Annotated in this window: 17 protein-coding genes; 5 read left to right on the top strand and 12 right to left on the bottom strand. The window is 63.9% G+C overall.

What is annotated here, in order from left to right; all coding sequences use genetic code 11:
* Positions 1-13: 13 nt before the first annotated feature.
* The 12 genes from murG to WDS16_RS07305 all read right to left on the bottom strand — a co-directional run bounded on the left by murG (position 14) and on the right by WDS16_RS07305 (position 14563).
* A complete protein-coding gene (murG, locus tag WDS16_RS07360; protein WP_338891648.1) occupies positions 14-1168 on the bottom strand; it encodes an undecaprenyldiphospho-muramoylpentapeptide beta-N-acetylglucosaminyltransferase in 1155 nt (384 codons plus the stop codon).
* Positions 1165-2646 (bottom strand): putative lipid II flippase FtsW, encoded by a 1482-nt coding sequence (gene ftsW, locus WDS16_RS07355; RefSeq protein WP_338891647.1) that lies wholly within the window; start codon positions 2644-2646, stop codon positions 1165-1167. Before ftsW ends, murG begins: the two co-directional genes overlap by 4 nt.
* A complete protein-coding gene (gene murD, locus WDS16_RS07350; RefSeq protein WP_338891645.1) occupies positions 2646-4103 on the bottom strand; it encodes a UDP-N-acetylmuramoyl-L-alanine--D-glutamate ligase in 1458 nt (485 codons plus the stop codon). The genes ftsW and murD overlap by 1 nt, the downstream gene beginning before the upstream one ends.
* Positions 4104-4109: 6 nt before the next feature.
* Positions 4110-5189: a phospho-N-acetylmuramoyl-pentapeptide-transferase gene (mraY, locus tag WDS16_RS07345; RefSeq protein WP_338891643.1), complete on the bottom strand. Its 1080-nt coding sequence runs from the start codon at positions 5187-5189 to the stop codon at positions 4110-4112.
* Positions 5186-6748 carry a UDP-N-acetylmuramoyl-tripeptide--D-alanyl-D-alanine ligase gene (locus WDS16_RS07340; protein WP_338891641.1) on the bottom strand — a complete coding sequence of 521 codons (1563 nt, stop codon included), beginning with the start codon at positions 6746-6748 and terminating at the stop codon, positions 5186-5188. Before WDS16_RS07340 ends, mraY begins: the two co-directional genes overlap by 4 nt.
* Entirely contained in the window at positions 6745-8346 is a 1602-nt protein-coding gene (locus WDS16_RS07335) for a UDP-N-acetylmuramoyl-L-alanyl-D-glutamate--2,6-diaminopimelate ligase (RefSeq protein WP_338891639.1), read from the bottom strand. The genes WDS16_RS07340 and WDS16_RS07335 overlap by 4 nt, the downstream gene beginning before the upstream one ends.
* A 164-nt stretch (positions 8347-8510) precedes the next feature.
* On the bottom strand, positions 8511-10457 hold the full coding sequence (locus tag WDS16_RS07330; RefSeq protein WP_338891637.1) for a penicillin-binding protein 2: 1947 nt from the start codon (positions 10455-10457) through the stop codon (positions 8511-8513).
* Positions 10454-11233 (bottom strand): hypothetical protein, encoded by a 780-nt coding sequence (locus tag WDS16_RS07325; protein WP_338891635.1) that lies wholly within the window; start codon positions 11231-11233, stop codon positions 10454-10456. The genes WDS16_RS07330 and WDS16_RS07325 overlap by 4 nt, the downstream gene beginning before the upstream one ends.
* Entirely contained in the window at positions 11230-12192 is a 963-nt protein-coding gene (gene rsmH, locus WDS16_RS07320; RefSeq protein WP_338893282.1) for a 16S rRNA (cytosine(1402)-N(4))-methyltransferase RsmH, read from the bottom strand. The genes WDS16_RS07325 and rsmH overlap by 4 nt, the downstream gene beginning before the upstream one ends.
* 297 nt (positions 12193-12489) lie before the next feature.
* Complete coding sequence (mraZ, locus tag WDS16_RS07315) at positions 12490-12921, bottom strand: division/cell wall cluster transcriptional repressor MraZ (RefSeq protein ID WP_068381401.1); 432 nt, start codon at positions 12919-12921, stop codon at positions 12490-12492.
* Between the two features lie 506 nt (positions 12922-13427).
* A complete protein-coding gene (locus WDS16_RS07310) occupies positions 13428-13862 on the bottom strand; it encodes a DUF3040 domain-containing protein (protein WP_338891632.1) in 435 nt (144 codons plus the stop codon).
* 254 nt (positions 13863-14116) lie between these two features.
* Positions 14117-14563 carry an SAV_6107 family HEPN domain-containing protein gene (locus WDS16_RS07305; RefSeq protein WP_338891630.1) on the bottom strand — a complete coding sequence of 149 codons (447 nt, stop codon included), beginning with the start codon at positions 14561-14563 and terminating at the stop codon, positions 14117-14119.
* Positions 14564-14753: 190 nt separating this feature from the next.
* Here WDS16_RS07305 and WDS16_RS07300 point away from each other — a divergent pair, with 190 nt between their 5' ends.
* Genes WDS16_RS07300 through WDS16_RS07280 form a run of 5 tightly spaced genes read left to right on the top strand, consistent with a single transcriptional unit; the run spans position 14754 to position 19787 of the window.
* Entirely contained in the window at positions 14754-15347 is a 594-nt protein-coding gene (locus WDS16_RS07300) for an N-acetyltransferase (protein WP_338891629.1), read from the top strand.
* A gap of 42 nt (positions 15348-15389) precedes the next feature.
* Positions 15390-16994, top strand: a complete 1605-nt coding sequence (locus WDS16_RS07295; RefSeq protein WP_338891627.1) for an NAD(P)/FAD-dependent oxidoreductase — start codon at positions 15390-15392, stop codon at positions 16992-16994.
* Positions 16991-17830 carry a carotenoid biosynthesis protein gene (locus tag WDS16_RS07290; protein ID WP_338891625.1) on the top strand — a complete coding sequence of 280 codons (840 nt, stop codon included), beginning with the start codon at positions 16991-16993 and terminating at the stop codon, positions 17828-17830. Before WDS16_RS07295 ends, WDS16_RS07290 begins: the two co-directional genes overlap by 4 nt.
* 47 nt (positions 17831-17877) lie before the next feature.
* Positions 17878-18609 carry an LppM family (lipo)protein gene (locus WDS16_RS07285; protein ID WP_338891623.1) on the top strand — a complete coding sequence of 244 codons (732 nt, stop codon included), beginning with the start codon at positions 17878-17880 and terminating at the stop codon, positions 18607-18609.
* Positions 18606-19787 carry a glycosyltransferase family 2 protein gene (locus WDS16_RS07280; RefSeq protein WP_338891621.1) on the top strand — a complete coding sequence of 394 codons (1182 nt, stop codon included), beginning with the start codon at positions 18606-18608 and terminating at the stop codon, positions 19785-19787. Before WDS16_RS07285 ends, WDS16_RS07280 begins: the two co-directional genes overlap by 4 nt.
* Position 19788: the final 1 nt, after the last annotated feature.

Here is a 19788-nt window from a genome sequence, read left to right as displayed (position 1 = left end):
GTGAAGTTTCGTTTCACGTCGTCGACTGTTCGTTCTGTTTCCTCGACGCGACGTCGAGGACGATCCGGGCCACGGCGGTAGCCGCGTCTCGATGGCCTGCACCCGCGGCACCCGCGGACATCTGCTTCAACCGGTCGACGTCGGTGATCAGATCGACGACGTCTGCGCCGACGTAGTCAGAAGTCAGATTCGCATCCGCCACGAGTATGCCTCCCCCGGCGTCGACGACGGGTCTTGCGTTCAATTCTTGCTCACCGTTTCCGTGCGGAAGCGGAACATAGATCGCGGGCAAACCAGTCGCTGACACTTCGGCCACCGTCATCGCGCCGGACCGGCAAATAGCCAGGTCGGCTGCAGCGTAGGCCAGGTCCATCCGAGTCAGGTACGGCACCGCGACATAGGGCGCATTCGGCTCGTCCGTGGACACGTCGACGGAGTTCTTCGGGCCGTGCGCGTGAAGCACCGACACGCCGGCCGCTGTGAGTGCAGCCGCTGCGCCCGAGACTGCCTCGTTCAGCGATCGCGCCCCCTGGGATCCACCGAACACGAGCAGCACCGGTCCTTCGTCCGGAAGTCCGAAGTGACGCCGTGCTTCGGCGCGCACAGCCGCCCGGTCGAGGCCGGTGATCGTCGGGCGAACCGGGATGCCGACGATCTCGGCGTCCTCTCGGCCACGGGCACTCACTCCCGAACCGGACACCGCGGCCAGCACACGCGTCGCCAGTCTTGCACCGACCTTGTTCGCAATTCCGGCCCTGGCGTTCGCTTCGTGCACGATGACGGGGATCGCGCGAGAGCGACCGAACACTCGCCGCGCGGCCAGATACGCCGGAAGTGCCACGTACCCCCCGAAACCGATGAGAACGTCTGCCTCTACGTCGGCGAACACCGCACGAGTCTCGCGCACCGACGAGAGCACTTTTGCCGGCAAACGCAACAGATCCAGCGTCGGCTTCCGCGGTAGCGGGACCGGAGGTATCAGAGCGAGTCGGTATCCGCGGGCCGGTACCAACGTCGTCTCGAGTCCGCGCGCGGTACCGAGCGCAGTGACTCGGACGGTGTCGTCGAGTTCACGCAGGGCATCGGCGACAGCGAGCGCCGGCTCGATGTGACCGGCCGTGCCCCCGCCGGCGACGACGACGGACAGCGGTTTTGTTCGTGCATTCACCGTCGATATCCTCGCCCATCCGGGTGGCGAGAGGTACCAGTGGGTTGCCCGCGAGTGCGACGAGGAGGCTCGGACGATCGCTGAGCACCACCGGAGCGTCGATCACGGTTGGATCTGGTGCCGACATCCGCGTAGTCACGGTCCGGACGTCGCCGCGCAGCCGCCTCACGGGTTTCCAGCCGACGCCTGTCCTCACGATCGAGGGCTGGTCTGGTGGACTTGGACCTGGCTGCGGCGGCACGAAGCGGCGAGAAGGACGCAGGCATCGGAAGCCGAAGGACCCGATCGATTCGGGAGTCCTGCCCGGCGTGCAGCGCTGCGATGGCCTCGGGTTCGTGACGAGCCGCGTTGGCGATGATCCCGAACATCAACAGCGTGATCGCCGTCGACGAGCCGCCGTAGGACACGAGTGGCAGCTGCAGCCCGGTGACCGGAAGCAGTCCGACGACGTAACCGATGTTGATCATGGCCTGCGCGAAGATCCACGTCGTAGATCCTGCGGCAAGGAGTCGAAGGAACGGATCGACCGAACGCATCGCGATGCGCAGTCCGGCGTAGACGAACAACGCGAACAGCCCGAGTACCGCGAGACACCCGATGAAGCCGAGTTCTTCGCCGATGATGGCGAAAATGAAGTCGTTGTGCGCATTGGGGAGATAGCTCCACTTGGCGCGGCTCTGGCCGAGCCCGACACCGAAGGGCCCGCCGTCGGCGAGTGAGAACTTCGCCTGGTTGGACTGGTAACCCAGACCTTGAGGATCGTCGCCGGGATTGAGCCAAGCCTTGATTCGGTTCGACCGATAACCGGCAGTGAACGCCAACACCGTCGCTGCCGCGAGTCCGCCGCCCACCAGAATCGCGAACAGGCGAGCATCTAGGCCTGCGAACCAGAGCAGGGCGACCAGAATGATGCCGATTGCGATGGCGGTACTGAGGTTGGGTTGCAGGACCACCAATCCCGCCATCAACAGCGCCGCCGGGACCAGCGGAATCAGCAGCGACTTCAGGCTGGCGTGCTCGCTTCGTCGCGATGCCAGCAAATGAGCGCCCCACAGGACGAGCGTGACCTTGGCGAGCTCGGAGGGCTGGAACGACACCCCAGCGACGTTGAACCACCGTCGCGCACCGTCCGCGCCTTCGGAGCCGACGCCCGGGATCAGAACCATCATCAGCATGATGACGGACAGCACGAACAGTGGAAACGACAGCTTCCGAAGTACCCGCACCGGCGTCCGCAACGCGAAGTAGAACGCGACTATGCCGAGCCCGACACCGATCAATTGCTGGGTGAAGAGCGAGTAGGCGGATCCGTCCGTCGCGTACGCTTCCGCGGCCGAGGACGACAACACCATCACCAAACCGAGGATCGTCAGCAGCGCGGCCACGGTCACGATGAGGTGGAACGACGCCAACGGCCGACCGAGCCACATTCCGATGCGAGTGCGTGGAGACGAGGGCACGCCCTCGGTCTTGCTCATCAGGATTGCTCGTCCGTGTGGCCGATTTCGGCTTCGGTGAGCGACTGAACGGCGGTAGCGAAGCTGCGACCACGGTGGCCGTAGTCGACGAACATGTCGAGTGAGGCGGCTGCAGGCGCGAGAAGCACGGCGTCACCAGGTTCGGCGTGTCGCGCAGCGTCTCGAACCGCCGCACGCATCACGACTTCAGCATCTTCCGCCACATGAGTCACACCAGTATCGTCTCCCGGCGCATACGTCACGACGGGAACATCCGGGGCGTGTCGCGCCAAAGCCTGAGCGATCTGCGTCCCATCACGGCCGATCACGACCGCAGCAACGAGTCGTGGCGCGATTTCGGCCACCAGTTCGTCCACCGACGCGCCCTTGAGCAGTCCACCGGCGATCCATACGACCCGCTCGTACGCGAGCAGCGAAGATCTGGCAGCGTGCGGATTGGTCGCCTTCGAGTCGTCGACGAAGGTCACCCCGTCGACGACTCGGACGACTGCTGCTCGATGCGGACCCACCTGATACGTCCGCAACCCGTCGGCCACCGCTTCCGCGGACACCCCGATCGAGCGGGCGAGCGCAGCCGCCGCCAGTGCATCCATACATCCCGCGGGCCCGGAAGGCAGCACCTCGTCCGCACGCACCAGTCGTTCTGCTTCGCCGAACGCGTGGTCGACCAGGTAGCCCTGCATGATTCCGAGTTCGCCCGTCGCGGGCTCGCCGAGGCGGAACCCCACGACACGATCTGCGCCCGCGGCAGGGGCGAGAGCCGCTGCGCGCGCATCGTCCAGCCCGACCACCCCGACTCCCCCGGTCAGCGCACGTGCCTTGGACTGTGTATAGCCATCCATACCGCCGTGCCAGTCCAGATGGTCCTCGGCGATGTTGAGTACGACGCCCGCCGCAGGCCGAACCGAAGGCGCCCAGAAGAGCTGAAACGACGACAGCTCGACGGCGAGCACGGTTGGGTGCGGAGTCGAGCGCAGCGCGTCGAGGATAGGCACGCCGATGTTCCCACACGCCGCCCCGGCAAGACCGGCTGAATCGAGGATCGACGCCAACATCGACGTCGTGGTCGTCTTACCGTTCGTTCCGGTGACCACAAGCCACTGAGTAGGTGGACCGTACAGTCCTGCCCGGTCGACTCGCCACGACAGCTCGACGTCACCCCAGATGGGTACGCCTCGTCTCGTTGCAGCCGCGAGCACCGGTGCATCCGGGCGTAATCCGGGGCTGGTGACCACGAGCGCAATGGCGTCGAATGCGACGTCGTCTGCCAACAGGTCGTCCTGCAGTATGCCTCCGACGCCCAGCGCCCGAGCCTTCTCTACAGCTCCGGCGTCGGAATCGGTGACGAGGACCTCGGCGCCGAGGTCGAGTAGCGGGCCAACAGTCGCGAGGCCCGACACTCGGCCACCCGCGACGAGAACAGTTCTTCCATGAAGCGATCGGAGGTCGTCGAACACGGTTGCCTACCCACCGACTGCGGCGAGGTACTCGCTGTAGAACAACGCCAGTCCCACCGCCGACGCAATCGCGGCCAGCAGCCAGAACCGAATGATCACCGTGGTCTCTGCCCAACCTGCAAGTTCGAAGTGATGGTGGAAGGGCGCCATCCGGAACACCCGCCGTCGACTCGACCGGAACACCGCGACCTGGATGACCACCGATGCCGCTTCGGCGACGAACAGGGCTGCGATGACGACCATGATCAGTTCGGTACGCGTGACGATGGACAGACCGGCGATCAGTCCACCGAGCGCAAGCGAACCAGTGTCACCCATGAAGATCTTCGCAGGCGCGGCGTTCCACCACAGAAAACCGATGCAGGCGCCCGCTGCAGCCGCGCAGATCAGGGCGAGATCGAGCGGATCGCGTACGTCGTAGCAGCCGGGGCCCGGGTTCGTGGAGCAGGACTGCCGGTACTGCCAGAAGGTGATCACCGTGTACGCGCCGAGAACCAACGTCATCGAACCCGCCGCGAGACCGTCCAGCCCGTCGGTCAGGTTCACCGCGTTCGACCACGCGGTGACCAGGAAGTAGCACCACACGATGAACACAATGGGTCCGAGACTCACAGTCGCGATATCGCGAACGTAGGACAACTGCTGGCTCGCGGGTGTCAACCCGTTCGGCCCCTTGAACTGCAGCGCGAGGATTCCGAAGAGAACTGCGGCAACCAGCTGACCGACCAACTTGGCAGTCTTGTTGAGACCGAGATTGCGTTGCTTGCGGATCTTGATGAAGTCGTCGAGAAATCCGACCAGCCCGAGCACGGTCGTCAGACCCAGTACCAGAAGGGCGGATGCGGACGGTCCGTCCGCGTCGTACCCGATGCCGATCAGGTGTGAGCCCCAGTAGCCTGCCCACAGTCCCGCGAGAATGGCGACGCCACCCATCGTGGGCGTCCCCCGCTTCGACTGATGACTCGCCGGTCCCTCGACCCTGATTTCCTGGCCGAAACCCTGCTTGGAGAAGGTCTTGATCAACACAGGCGTCAATAGAATCGCCACTGCGAGCGCGATGCCTCCCGCGAAGAGGATCTGTCTCACTGCGATTCCTCCGGTGTCATGATGTCCCTCTCCCCGTCCGTACCGTTCGCCTGCTGTTCTTCGTCGGATCGCAACAACGCACTCTCGTCGAGAAGTGCATCGGCGACCGACCACAACGCCACCGACTTCGACGCTTTCACCAGCACGATGTCGCCCGGCTCCACTTCGGCGCGCAACACTGCCACTGCGGACTCGTGGTCGGGAACGAGCATCGATTCTTCGCCCCAGGAGCCTTCCATGACAGCACCCTGATGCAGCCCTCTGGTCGGCCGACCGGAGTCGACGATGATCAACCGACTGACATCCAGCCGCACTGCAAGCCTGCCGATCGCGTCGTGTTCGACGACAGATTCCGGCCCTAGCTCCGCCATCTCGCCCAGCACTGCCCAGGTGCGGCGCGGAGGGCCGGTTCCGGACCTCGACATCGACACCAAAGCTTTGAGTGCAGCACGCATGGAGTCGGGGTTGGCATTGTAAGAATCGTTGACGACGGTAACTCCGTCCGACCTGGTGCGCACGTCCATCCTGCGCACCGACGCCGCAGCCGAACCGGCGAGCGCGTCCGCGATCTGATCCAGAGTGGCACCACATTCGAGTGCGACGGCCGCAGCGGCGAGCGAATTCCCGATCTGGTGCTCGCCGTGCACTGCCAACGCGATATCGACACGTCCGATCGGCGTCACCATCGTGAATCGGGCGCGAGCGTCGGCGTCGAGAGACACGTTCTCCGCACGAACATCCGCATCCGGCGACATACCGACAGTCACCACCCGCGCCGAAGTCCGCGACCGCATTTCCTTCACGAGTCGATCGTCGGCGTTCAGCACCGCAACTCCACCATCGGCCGCGCTCGGCAACGCTTCGACGAGCTCACCCTTGGCCAGCGCGATTCGATCGCGTGACCCGAATTCACCGAGATGCGCGGTACCCACGTTGAGGACGACGCCGATTCGAGGCGGCGCAGCGTGCGCCAGCGCAGCAACATGACCCACACCGCGCGCAGACAGTTCGAGAACCAGAAAATCGGACGATTCGTCGGCGCGCAACACGGTCCACGGATGACCGAGCTCGTTGTTGAACGAACCGGGCGGTGCGACCACGGAACCGAGTGGTCGAAGCACCGAATACAAGAGATCCTTCGTCGAGGTCTTCCCCGAGGACCCGGTGACGCCGACGACCGTCAGCCCGGAACTCGCCGTGAGTTCCAGAGCCGACGCTCGTGCCAATGCACTGAGCGCAGCCAACACTGCCGCGCCCGAACCGTCCGAGTCGTGCTCGAGCGCCATCGCACGTCCGTCGTGCGGGGCCGGTTGGACCACCACCGCCGGTACGCCGACCGGTCGCGCCGCAAGCACAAGAGCTGCCCCTGCATCGATTGCGGCCCGCGCGTGCTCGTGTCCGTCGACGCGAGCACCGGGCAGCGCGAGAAAGAGTCCGCCGGCACCGATCTTGCGTGAGTCGAACTCGACCGAGCCGTCGACCAGACGTGTCGGGTTGTCGACGTCGTGCAGTTCACCACCGACGATGTCGGCGATCTGCTGGATTGTCAGTGCTTTCACGAACCGGCCCTTGCTTGTTCGGCGATCCTGCGATCGATGGCGTCGGCCAGTACGACCCTGTCGTCGAAGGGATACTTCACTCCGCCGATGTCCTGTCCGATTTCGTGGCCTTTACCCGCCACGAGAACGACGTCTCCTTCGCGTGCCCACTGGACCGCCTCGGCAATTGCGGACCCTCGACCGGCAACGTTTCTGACTTCGGCTCGAACGTCCTCATCCACCTCCAGAGCCCCGGCCTGCACTGCGTCACGGATGACGTCCGGGTCCTCGGAGCGCGGATTGTCATCGGTGATGACCAGCAGATCTGCGCCTCTGGCGCCTGCGGCACCCATCAGCGGCCGCTTGGCCTTGTCACGATCACCGCCGGCTCCGAGGACGACGGCGATTCTTCCTTCGGTCTGTTCGCGAAGCGTCTCGATCACTGCCTCCACCGCGGCTGGCTTGTGTGCGTAGTCGACGACCGCCAAGAAGCCCTGGCCTCGTGAGATTCGCTGAACGCGCCCAGGAACGTCGACTTCCGCCATTCCGTCGATCGCTCGCCGCACGTCGACACCTGCGGCCGCACAGATCGCCGCGGCAAGGACGGCGTTGGCGACGTTGTAGCGGCCGGGCAGACGAATCGATGCCTCGTGACGACTCCCCGAGGGCTCGACGAGCGTGAAGTTCTGATTGCCGGTCGGGTCTTTCGACCAGTCCGCCACTGTCCAGTCCGATTCAGCGTTCACCGACACGGTGAGCAGGATCGATCCGGCAGAGTCGGCGATCTCCGCCATTCGCCTGCCCCAGACATCGTCGACACACACCACGGCCGATCGCGTCCGTACCCGTGAATCGACTGCGAACAGCCTGCTCTTGGCCAGGAAGTACTCCTCGAGCGTGCCGTGGAAGTCGAGGTGATCCTGCGACAAATTAGTGAAAGCACCGACCGAGAAGACAGTGCCGTCCACCCGGCCGAGGGAGAGAGCGTGACTCGAGACTTCCATCACGACGGTGTCGAGGCCGCGTTCGACCATCAATGCGAACAAGGCATGCAGGTGCGGTGCTTCCGGGGTCGTGAGCGCACTCGGTACCCGCATGCCCGCGATCCTGGTTTCGATGGTGCCGATCAACCCGGTGCGCCGACCGGCTGCACTCAAGGCGGCTTCCAACAGATACGCCGTCGTGGTCTTTCCCGAAGTACCGGTGATTCCGATGACCGTCATCTTCTCGGACGGATTGCCGTAGACCAGCGCGGATACTCGACCGAGCACGGTTCGCGGATGCTCGTGCACCAAGACGGGCACCGGGAGCCTGTCGAACTTCTCTCGCACAATGCCGAGGCCGGCCCTGTCGGTGAAGATAGCGACGGCACCCCGCTCTATCGCGTCGGACGCAAAGGATGCGCCGTGTGCCGACGATCCGGGCAGCGCCGCGAACAGGTCCCCGGCAAGGATTCCCTGAGCACGAAGTTCGACACCCGTGACGAGCCCTCGAGCCCCGTCCGCCGCAGGCACCAACTCTGCTGCCGCAGCGGCAGCGATGTTCTCGACCGGGGTCTGTGGCGGTCTCGAAGGACGAGACGACGACGGAGCAGGCTGCGGGTCTGCTGGCACGGACACTGTGCTCCTTTCTGCTCGGCTACGAAAGTAGGCTGCGGTTCGCGCGCGGACGAGCCGAGCACGCCTTCCACTGCATCGGTTAGGCGCGCAAGGCCGACGTGTCAGGTTACCGGCGAGTGTTCGGCGGTCGGACCCCCGACCCACGCCTGAGGGTGCGGGTGGGGTCAGTCGGCCTGCAGCACCAGTTTCGGACTCGCTGCTGACAACGGAACACTGTCACGCTGAAGCATCCAGCTTGCGATGTTGTGGAACAGAGGCGCTGCCGACTGGCCGCCGGAACCGTCGGCGCTTCGAGTGGGTGCGTCGAGCATGATTCCGATCACGTAGCGCGGATCATCCGCGGGTGCGATTCCGGCGAAGGTGATCCAGTAGTTCGAGTTGGAGTAGCACTTGCATGCCGGGTCCACCTGCTGTGCGGTGCCGGTCTTGCCACTGATCTGATAACCGGGAATTCCTGCGGCGACTCCTGTGCCGCGCTGATTTCCGTTGTCGTCCTGAGTGACCGCACGAAACATGTCGCGAACCGTCGATGCCGTCTGCGGGCTCACGACGTACACACCCTCCGGCTGTTCGGTCTCGGTCCTGTTGCCCCCTGGGTCCACCGTCGACTTGACGATTCGAGGAGGTATACGCATTCCGTCGTTCGCGATCGCCTGGTACATCGCGGTCATCTGCAGCAACGTCATCGACAGGCCCTGCCCGATGGGCAGATTGGCGAACGTGCCACCGGACCACTGGTCGCGGCTGGGCACACTGCCGGCACTTTCACCGGGCAGTCCGACATCGCTTCGCTGCCCCAGCCCGAACCGCGCGAGCATATCGGCGTACCGGTCCTCGCCCACTCGCTGAGCGAGCATCAGGGTGCCGACGTTCGAAGACTTCCCGAACACTCCGGTCGATGTGTAAGGGGCGACGTTGTGGTCCCATGCATCCTTGACCGAGACACCGGACATGAAGATGTTGCCGGGCACCTGGAGGACTTCGTCGGGAGTAGTCAGTCCGTACTCGATCGCTGCAGCAGCTGTGATGATCTTGTTGACCGAGCCAGGTTCGAACGGCGTGGAAACAGCAAGATTACCCATTTCCTTGTTCGCGTCGTTGTTGCCGACTCCGATGCCAGGATTGAACGTGTTGTCGTTGGACATTGCCAACACTTCGCCGGTGTGCGCGTCCTGCACGAACGCTGACGCATTCTTCGCGCCGGACAAGTCCTTTGCGAGTTGAACCTGCTGCTGCACGTAGTACTGAAGGTCTGCATCGATGGTCAACTCGACGCCCGATCCGTTGACCGCGGTCTGCTTGTCTCGCCAACTGCCCGGGATGACAGCCCCGTCGGAACCCCGATCGTAGGTCTGGGACCCATCGGTTCCGGCCAGTGTCGAATCGAGCGAATCTTCCAACCCGAGCAGACCGTGTCCGTCCCAGCCGGTCGCGCCGACGATGTTGGCGGCGAGCGATCCACCCGGGTATTCACGGATGTCCTGGCGTTCGAGACCGACTTCGTTGAACTTCTCGCTGATGTCGGTGGCGATCGTCGAATCGACCCCACGCACGAGGTACGTAAACGTGTCGTTGCTCTTCAACTTCGCGAGAATGTCCTTCTCGTTCGCGATGTCGCCCAATTCGTCGTGAATTCCCGCGGCGATTTCGGCAAGCCTGTCGTCCGTCGCAGGCTTGGTCGGATCCTTCGCCCGCGCCTCTTCCAGTTCTTTGCGCACTCGAACTGGTTGGAATGTAAGCGCTTTCGCTTCCATCGTGAATGCGATCGGCTTGCCGTTTCGATCCGTGATGGAACCGCGAGTGGCTGGGTCGACGAGTGTCGTCGTGCGCTGGGACGCCGCCTCGGCGGACAGACGATGTCCGTCGACGCCCATGATCCACAGCAGCTGAAGGGCAACGACGGCGAGCACTCCGAACATGACGATTCGGCCGAAACCGTTTCGGAATACGAAGGACGATGCATCGAACCGGCTGCGCGGACGCGGACGAACGGGGTGACTTCCCTGCCTGCGGGACGCTGCGGGGCGACGACCCTGAGCCGCTGCATTCCCACTCGCCGAGTTTCGAGGCAACGGACTACGACGAGGCGTCCCGGTGGTCGGCCTGGTCACTGCCGACTACCCGAAGGACTTGCCGACGGGATGCTCATGGGAACCAATTGTTCACCGAGGGCTGCGCTTGGCGCGTTATTCGATGCGTTCGGCGTGGCGGAAGTGACTGGTGGGGTTACGGTCCCCGAGTTACCGCTCGCCGGGGCGCCGCCTGGTGCCGATGCGGATCGGGCCGGGCTCGACGTCTGGTTCCGCGGCTGCAACGAGTTTCGCGCTTCGGAGTTCGACGATTGTGAGGTCCCCTGCGACTCGACCGGATCCAACGGGGCGACAGGGTTGCCCTGCGCAGGGGCTGGAGTACCTACCACCTGAATCGCTCCGTCTTCACCCACGACGATCCGGGCAGCGTTCAACGCCGGGATCATGCCTTGTTCAGCAGCTTTGCGCGCCAACTCGGGTGCGGAGTCGGCCAGCTCGACATCACGCTGCAGGGAAGCGCGTTCCTGCACGAGACGCTCGTTCTGCGACTTGGCTTCCGAGAGGTCGTACGAGTCCCCCGCCGATCTCGTCGTGAGCAGCAGAGTCAAGCCAAGACCGAGCGACAACAAACCGATGATCAATGCCACGAACGGGATGCGCGCAGTGATTGCCGTGGTCGACAGTCCGGTGCGCGCAGTTGCATGACTATTGGAAACCGATTCTCCACCAAGCGATATGGCACGCTGCTGCCGACGCTCGTATGCACGGGCGGCGGCTCCTGAGCGAGAAGATCCTGGCGTGGATCCGTTGGACCGGGGCCGACGCTTCGTACGCGGCGAACTCGAGGTAATTGTCATGCCGATCTCCTCGCAATTCGCTCGGCGGCGCGCAAGCGCACAGGTGCCGAACGCGGGTTCTCTTCTATCTCTTGCTCGGACGCGCGTTCCGCGCCCTTGGTCAGGAGCCGGAACTCCGGACCCATTCCCGGGAGCTCGACTGGAAGACCCTCCGGGCTACGGGATTTGACCCGCGGGGCCAGTTCCTTCTTCACGACCCGGTCTTCGAGCGACTGATACGACATGAACACCACCCGTCCGCCTACGGTCAACGCGTCGAGACCGGCAGGTACCGCTGTTTCCAGCGAATCGAGTTCGCCGTTCACTTCGATCCGCAATGCCTGGAAGGTTCGCTTCGCCGGATGCCCACCCGTACGCCGCGTGGCTGCTGGAATGGATGCGTAGAGCAGTTCCACCAAAGCCGCACTGGTAGTGAACGGCTCCGATTCACGCCGCCGAAGAATCGCCGACGCGATACGACCCGCGAAGCGTTCCTCGCCGTAGGTGCTGAGCACTCGCGCAATCTCTCCATGGGTGTACGTGTTGAGCACATCTGCGGCCGTGAGACCGACGGTCGGGTCCATGCGCATGTCCAGCGGAGCATCGACGGAATACGCAAAACCTCGGTCCGCCTCGTCGAGCTGCATCGAGGAGACACCAAGGTCGAACAGGATGGCGTGCACCGAATCGATCGACTCGAGCCCAGCGTTTTCCAGCGCGTCAGCGATTCCGTCGTATGTCGTATGCACGAAAGTCGTTCTGTCCGAGAACTCGGACAGTCGAGCTCGCGCCCGTTCGAGGGCGTCGGGATCGCGATCGAGTCCGATGAGCCGCACAGTTGGATACGACCGAAGAAAGTGCTCCGAGTGCCCACCGAGACCGAGGGTGGCGTCGATCATCACCGGCGATTCGCCGAGATCGACTGCAGCGGTCAGCGCCGGGCCGAGCAATTGGTCCGCGCGCTCGAGGCGCACTGGAATGTGTTTGGGCTCCGAGCTTCCGGCTGCTCCGGACTTCCGGGGAGCGCTATCCGGGACGGGCGATGTCGATTCGCCTTCCACAATGATTCCTCCCGGTCGAGCTTCTGCGCGTCCGCCGGCTCGACGCGCAGTAGAAAAGATGATGGTGTCGAATGCTTCGAGGTCCCTGTCCGATAGGAACCTGGCGTTGGGGAAGAACGTCAGGGTCCTGATCTTCGAAACCTGGCGTTGGGGAAGAACGTCAGGGTTCTGATCGGGCAGAGGCCTCGCGGCACTCGACTGGTGACCGAAGGCGGGCTACAAGATTCCTTCCAAGGACTCGTCCATCGCGTCCGAGAAGCTCTGCTCACTCTCGGCCGAGTAGCGAGCCCAAGCCTCGTCGTTCCAGATTTCGATGAACTCGATCGAACCGTTCACGACGACATTGCGTTCCAGATCCGCATACCGCCGATGGTCGGGACTGAGAGTGATGCGTCCCTGCCCATCGAGCTTCTGCTCGTCTGTACCTGCACCCAATTGCCGTATGTACGAGCGGGCAACCGGATTGGAGCGTGATGCTTCGGTCAGCTTCCTGACCTTCTCGGCGAAGGCCTCTCGGGTGTAGATGGCGAGGCTGTGATCCTGCCCTTTGCTCACCATCACTCCGTCCTCCAACGCCTCGCGAAACTTCGCCGGCAACGTGAGCCGACCTTTCTCGTCGAGCTTGGGCGTGTAGGTACCGAGAAACACTCGACACCTCCCACTCTCTCCGCTGTCACCACTTTACCCCACTTTCCCCCACTTTCAATCCCGACGAGAGGGAAATCTTGGGACCTGCACCAAAATCTCCAGGTCAGCATAGTGGTTCATTGTGGAGAAACTTTTCCCTGCAGCGGCTCAGCCACTCGATGCCTGGCAACGTGCCATCGGCCCAACACGCAAAACTCCAGCTCATAGGCTCGTTCTGCATATCGACGGCCGCAACACGTAGTTCGGGTGGGTGAAAGTGGGGATGAGGGGTTCCGCGTCGCCATCGAGTGGGGACGGGTGGGAGAAGGTGCCTGAATCAGAAGGTGTCACCGCACCGCGCACCGGACGCAGACACAGAAACCACGAGAGCGGTGCCTACCCGTAGGTAGGCACCGCTCTCGTGGTTTGGTGCTTGTAGCTTGGCGCTCGCTACCGAGCACCCGATATGTACTTCATGCTTCTTGTATGTCGCCTAGCGACGGTTGCAGTCGGCCGAGCTGGGCCGACTACTCTTGTTCGAATCGCCGTCGGAAACGATCCTCCATCCGCGATGTGAAACCGCCACCTTTGCGCCCGGGCTTGGGCTTGGACTTCTGGCCCGAACTCTTGGAGTCGGCTGCGCCGCTCGACGCAGCGTCTTCCTGTGGTGCTGATCCGCCCTTCCCAGGCCCACCGAGTAGAAACAGAACCCCGGCCCCGAACATGAAGGCGAAGCCGACGAGACTGACGACCGGGAATCCGCCGGGCTTGAACGGCAGCGCCAACCCGGCAACAAGTAAAACAAGCCCCAAAACGAACAAAGCTGCCGCTTGAAAGCGACGCTTGCTCGAAGCCGTACGCATACGGCCGCTTCTCACGTGAGACGCGAATTTGGGATCCTCGGCGTAGAGAGCGCTCTCGATCTGGTCGAGCATGCGCTGCTCGTGCTCGGAGAGTGGCACGGTACCTCCCCCTGCACAGATATTGAAAGTCATTTCGGGTGCGAAACGACGGGAAGCTGACCTTGGCGGCTACCTGTTGTCAATAATACGAGCAGAATCGACTGCTTACCACCTACTCGGTCGATGTGTTCCTGAGAATGTCCAAATTTTCCCTGTACAGCGATCAAGTCCCACCCAAGAACCGGATGCTTCTGGCGAACCTCGGGAGGCCGATTCGACATCAGGGGCTACCGAACACACCACTTCGGAACGAATTACGCCGACATCGATCGTGGATAGGACGCCACTCGGTCCAACCGAGACTCGGCACCGATGAAGTCCTCGACAAGATGAAGGAATCGCCCGACCTCCCGGTAGAACTCGTCCGCTGCGCTCGCGTCGATCGAACGTGACACACCAGCTTGCAACGCAGCCCTCGTGGAGGAGAACCCAGAGAAGTACTCGGCCCAGGATTCGAGTTCAGGAGCTGCCTTGGCCAGGAGCACCCACGCGCTACGCGACCGGGCGCGCGAGGTGGAGATCGGCGCCGCCTCCAGGATCGCGGCAGCACCCCGCAAAGCAGCCATGTAGCAATCGAGAAATTGATCGGAGACGGTGTCCGCGCCGACAGAGCCGGACAGCAATACATCCGCTCGGCCCAGTAGGACTCGCGCGCGCGGCGACACCGGCGGACGCATTTCGGCAAGAACTTTCGTGGCCATACTCGAACACCTCCCGTTGGAGTCGCCGTTCGGTACTGCTAGATCCGACACGTCCGGACGTCGACGACGATCTATGGTCGGAATCCGGCGAGCCCCGCTTCCCTCGGGTTCATCGCCGGATCACCGACATCGAACATCCGTTCGACATATTCAATATAGCTGTGCACACCGACAAGTAGTCAAGGAAAGGTTGAGAACAGTCGCTACCGATGCGGAAACGACCCCGTACCTGGTCGATCTGTCCGCCCAGGAGATCCGCCGACGACTCCCCGAGGCGCTGGCGATCTATGTCGACGCGATGGGATACCCACAGGGCACCGAATACCACCGTGCGCCGATGTGGTCCGAACACGTGCTGCGACCCGGGTGGCGGGGCGTCGGCGCCATCCTCCCCACCGAGGAGTCACCGCTCGTGGCCGTCGCATACGGGTACCGAGGAGCGCGCCATCAGTGGTGGCATCAACAAGTCCGAGACGGCTTGCTGAGGTCGGGAGCAAGTGCTGAGCACGCCGACTTCATCCTCGCCGACTACTTCGAGCTGACCGAGCTACATGTGTCTCCGAGCGCTCAGGGACACGGACTCGGCGACGCATTGACCCGCCGTCTGCTCTCCGACCGGCCCGAACGCAGCGTGCTGCTGTCCACACCCGAGGTCGAGGGCGAGAACAATCGCGCCTGGCGCCTGTACCGCAGACTTGGTTTCGAGGACGTTCTACGAAATTTCACATTCGCCGGAGATCGGCGGCCGTTCGCCGTCCTCGCTCGCGCATTGCCGTTCGAATGAGCCTCCACCTCGTTGTTCGGCAGTGACCTATAGCCTGGAGCGGTGATCGACGTTGTGGTTGTTGGCTCCGGCCACAACGCCCTGACCTCAGCCTGCTACCTCGCCGCTGCAGGATTGTCCGTCGAGGTCCTCGAGAAGGATTCGATCATGGGCGGCGGAGTCTCCTCGGTCGAGCGTTTTCCCGGCCATCGCGTCGACAGGGGTTCCTCGGCGCACATCATGGTTCGACATACCGGGGTCATCGAAGAATTAGGACTCTCCGACCACGGGTTGCGGTACATCGAATGCGACCCGTGGGCATTCGCGCCGGGTGCACCGGGAACGGATGAGCCCGCCATCGTCTTTCACCGAGACCTCGACGCCACGTGCGAATCCGTGGCGCGCGCGTGCGGCGGTGCCGATGCTCGCGCTTACCGCCGATTCGTCGACAAATGGGGACCACGTAGCGCGCGGACGATGCGAGCATTCTCGGCGCCACCGACAGGCGGGAATCTACTTCGCTCGTTCTGGGGACTCGACGCCCCGTCCGGCGGCAGTGCCTTGTCCCGCGAATTCCTGACAACCGGCGACGCCCTGCTCGACGAGGCGTTCTCGTCCGAACGACTCAAGGCCGCGCTGGCGTGGTTCGGTGCGCAATCAGGTCCACCGATGTCCGAGCCGGGTACAGCTCCGATGGTCGGGTTCGCCGCCCTGATGCACACTGTCCCGCCAGCACGCGCGGTCGGTGGCAGCGGCGCACTGGTCGAGGCGCTCGTATCGAAGCTGCAGTCGGACGGCGGCCAGGTCACGGTCGACGACGGCGTCGAATCGTTGACGCCCTCCTCTGGCCACTGGACTACGCGAACCCGATCGGGACGCATGGTTCGTAGCAAGATGATCGTCGCGGGATGTCACATTCTGACCACGTTGGACCTCCTGGCGGCCGGTGGTCACGATCGAAGACAGATCGAATCATGGCGTCGTGGAATCCGCGTCGGCCCGGGACTCGGGATGGCTGTACGGCTCGCAACCTCAGCACTCCCCCGGTACCCGGGTGCCGAGTCTGCGACCTCCGGCCTGCAACTTCTCGTCCGTGACCGTGCCCAGTTGCGGCTCGCCCACGGCAGCGCTCTCGCCGGCGAGTTGCCCCCACAACCGGCGGTTCTCGGAATGTCCTTCACCGCAATCGAACCCAGCGTTGCCCCGGAAGGCGAGCATCAGATTTCGCTATGGTCGCAATGGCACCCGCATACATTGTCGGGAGGAAGGCGATGGCGCACCTCCGAGAGCGGGGTGCATCCACGCGACCTCGCCGAAACCGAGGCCGACCGAGTCGTCGACCAGCTGGAGTCGCACGCTCCCGGCTTTCGCGACTCGATACTGCACCGCCACGTCCAGTCCCCCGCCGATATCGAACGCGAACTGGGGATGATCGGAGGCAACATCATGCACGTCGAGATGTCGTTGGATCAGATGATGATGTGGCGCCCGATCCCGCAGCTGGCGCAGCACCGGGTCCCTGGTGCTCGCGGCCTGTATCTCACCGGCGCATCGACTCACCCAGGTGGCGGCGTCTCGGCCGCGAGTGGACGCAGCGCAGCAAGAATCGCTATTGCGGACAGCCGCGCAGGCCGTGTCCGTCGATGGCTCGGCGAACGCGTCCGATGAACAAGGTTGTCGTAGCCCTCGCCGGATGTGCGATCGGCGCGCAGATCGTCTACCCGCTTGTGTCGGGGTCGGCCCGCGATTCGGTCACTGTCGCCGTCGTCGGCTTCCTGGCCGCGGCAGCGATCACGCATGCCGCGGTTGCGCGCGGCCCGAAGTGGGCGGCTGCCATGTTTCTCGTCACTGCTGGCATCGGTCTGGCAGCGGAAATGATCGGAACGGCAACAGGCTTCCCGTTTGGGAGCTATTACTACGCCACCGACCGCCTCGGGCCTGGAATCGTCGGAGTACCCGCCGTGGTTCCGCTGGCATGGACTGCCGGTTTCTACCCGGTCTGGTGTGCAGTGACCTACGTGTTGAAGAGAACAGGCGCATCGCCGACGAAGACTGCGATCCACCGGGTGATCTTCACTGCGATCGGCATGGTCGGTTGGGACCTGTACCTCGACACCCAGATGGTGACCGACGGGCAGTGGACGTGGACGTCGCCGATCGCCGGACTTCCCGGCCTGCCGTCGATTCCGATCAGTAACTACCTCGGATGGTTCCTGGTTGCTCTTCTGATGGCCGCAATCCTGGAGTCCGTCAGCGAGCGCGACACTGCAGCTCCGCTCCGTCCGACGCGCCGGACGCAGCCCAAAGAGTCCGACACCGTGCCCATCGTTCTCTTCGTGTGGACCTGGCTCGGATCCGCGCTCGCGCATGCCGTTCTACTTACCGGACCCGAGCTGCGGTTCTCTGCCGTGTACGGGTTCGTCGTCATGGGCGTCGTCGGTGTCCCGCTGCTGTGGGCGTGGATCGTCGAACGGAGATCGAGCCCGGCCACGCCTGCGCTCTGAGCACCTCCGTGACGTCGAAGTCGTCGCTCGTCTGGCACGATGTCGCTGTGCAGTCGACATCCCGTGAAGGTAGATCCCGTAACCGTCGCCGACTACTGTCCGCGTTCGCGCTGGCACTGTTCATCGCGCCGTTGCTGACCGGTTGCCTCCGGGCGCAGGTGTCGATGGGCGTCTCGGCCGACGATCGGGTCTCGGGTCAGATTGTCGCGGCGACCATTCCTACATCGGATTCCGACACTGGGCCCCAGTTGTCGGCTCCGTCGTCGCTGGCGAACAAGATTCGTATCAGCGAGTACCGACAGGATGGGTACGTCGGTAGCGAGGCACGGTTCAGCGACCTGTCCTTCGGTGACGTGCAGACCCTCGGTTCGATGTCCGAGCAGGCGATCGGCAGCTACCAGCTGGTGCTGCAGCGGTCCGGAGACACGGTGACTCTCGACGGTAAGGCGGACTTGCAGTCCGTTCCGGTCCAGGGCACCGACGTGCAGTTCACCATTGCCTTTCCCGCTCGTATCGGAACGACGAACGGCACTCGCGACGGCGACAACATCATCACTTGGAAGCTCCCCGCCGGTGAAGTGACCTCGATGCGTGCAGAGGTCAACTACCCGGATCCGAACACACGCAGCTTCGCGGGTTGGGCGGGAATCGTAGGAGGTGTCACCATCGGCGTTGCCGCGATCGTCGGCGCGATGGCCTGGGTGACGCGCAATCCTCCCGTCCGACGCCGGGATTCGGCGACCTCGGAAACAGTTCCGAGCCGCGACACTTCTGCGTGATCGATGTCTCGGTGCTCGCGCGGCGAGCAGTCGTTGCCGGTGCCGTCCTGTCCGGCTTGTCCGCGGCGACGACCGTGGTCAATGCCCGCACACTCCGCGCGCTGAGCCGCCCCGAGGGAGAAGTCGATGCCTCCGTCGTCGTCTGCATACCGGCCAGGAACGAAGCCCCGAGACTACCCAACCTGCTCCGCGACCTACGTGACCAAGTCCAGTGCCGCACACTGCGCGTCATCGTTCTCGACGACGGATCGACCGACGGCACGTTCGATGCCGCCGCCTCCGTGATCGGAGCGGACCCACGGTTCCTTCTCGTCCGTTCCGTATCCGAACCCCCTGCCGGGTGGACCGGCAAAGCGGCCGCATGTCGCAAGCTCGCCGATCTCGCGGTCGCCGAATCCGCCGACTGCATAGCGTTCGTGGACGCCGATGTCCGACTCGATCCGGCTGCAGTTGCAGCTTCCGTAGCGGAATTGCGTTCCAGCCGAGCATCTCTCGTCAGCCCGTGGCCGAGACAGGAGACCGGAACCCTCGCCGAAGCACTCGTGCAACCGTTGCTGAGCTTTTCCTGGATGTCGACGCTCCCCGTGCGCGCGGCCAACGCGTCATCGATGCCGTCGATGGTGGTGTCCTGCGGTCAATTCTTGATGTTCGACGCGGCGGACTACCGCTCGATCGGCGGCCACGACTCCGTCGCGAACAGTCCCACCGAGGACCTCGACATCGCACGCGCACTGCGCCGATCCGGGAAGCGCACCGTGCTGGTCTCCGGCGGCGGATTCGTTCGTTGCCGCATGTACGACGGCTGGTCGGCTGTGCGCGACGGATACTCGCGCTGGCTGTGGAGTGCGTACGGTGGGCCGGCAGGAACTGCCGCGGTCCTCGGCGCAGTCTCGGTGGCATATCTCGCCCCTCCGGTGGCTGCCGTATTCGGATCGGGGGCGACAAGAGTGTGGGGAATCGGCGGCTACCTCGCCGCGGTCCTCTCGCGGGTGGTGTCCGCCCGCGCGGAATCAGGTACCGAGGTCTCGCTGCTGCGGACTACGATCACCTCGAGTGCGCATCCGATCTCGGCCGCGATCTATGCAGCGCTCACCGTGAACTCGGTGCGACGACACCGAAACGGATCGACCAGCTGGAAGGGCCGGCCCCTGCCGAGGCCTCGACACGGGCCCGCTTGAC

The sequence above is a fragment of the Rhodococcus sovatensis genome, assembly GCF_037327425.1.
In the GTDB taxonomy this organism is placed as follows: domain Bacteria; phylum Actinomycetota; class Actinomycetes; order Mycobacteriales; family Mycobacteriaceae; genus Rhodococcoides; species Rhodococcoides sovatense.
Note: the sequence above shows the minus strand (reverse complement) of the source record. Positions and strands in the feature narration are given on the sequence as shown.

Bases quoted from the DNA above. Each gene is read 5' to 3' on its own strand.
- WDS16_RS07305 (WP_338891630.1), bottom strand. From the start codon at position 14,563: ATGGCCACGAAAGTTCTTGCCGAAATGCGTCCGCCGGTGTCGCCGCGC.
- WDS16_RS07325 (WP_338891635.1), bottom strand. From the start codon at position 11,233: ATGACAATTACCTCGAGTTCGCCGCGTACGAAGCGTCGGCCCCGGTCC.
- WDS16_RS07290 (WP_338891625.1), top strand. From the start codon at position 16,991: ATGAACAAGGTTGTCGTAGCCCTCGCCGGATGTGCGATCGGCGCGCAG.
- ftsW (WP_338891647.1), bottom strand. From the start codon at position 2,646: ATGAGCAAGACCGAGGGCGTGCCCTCGTCTCCACGCACTCGCATCGGA.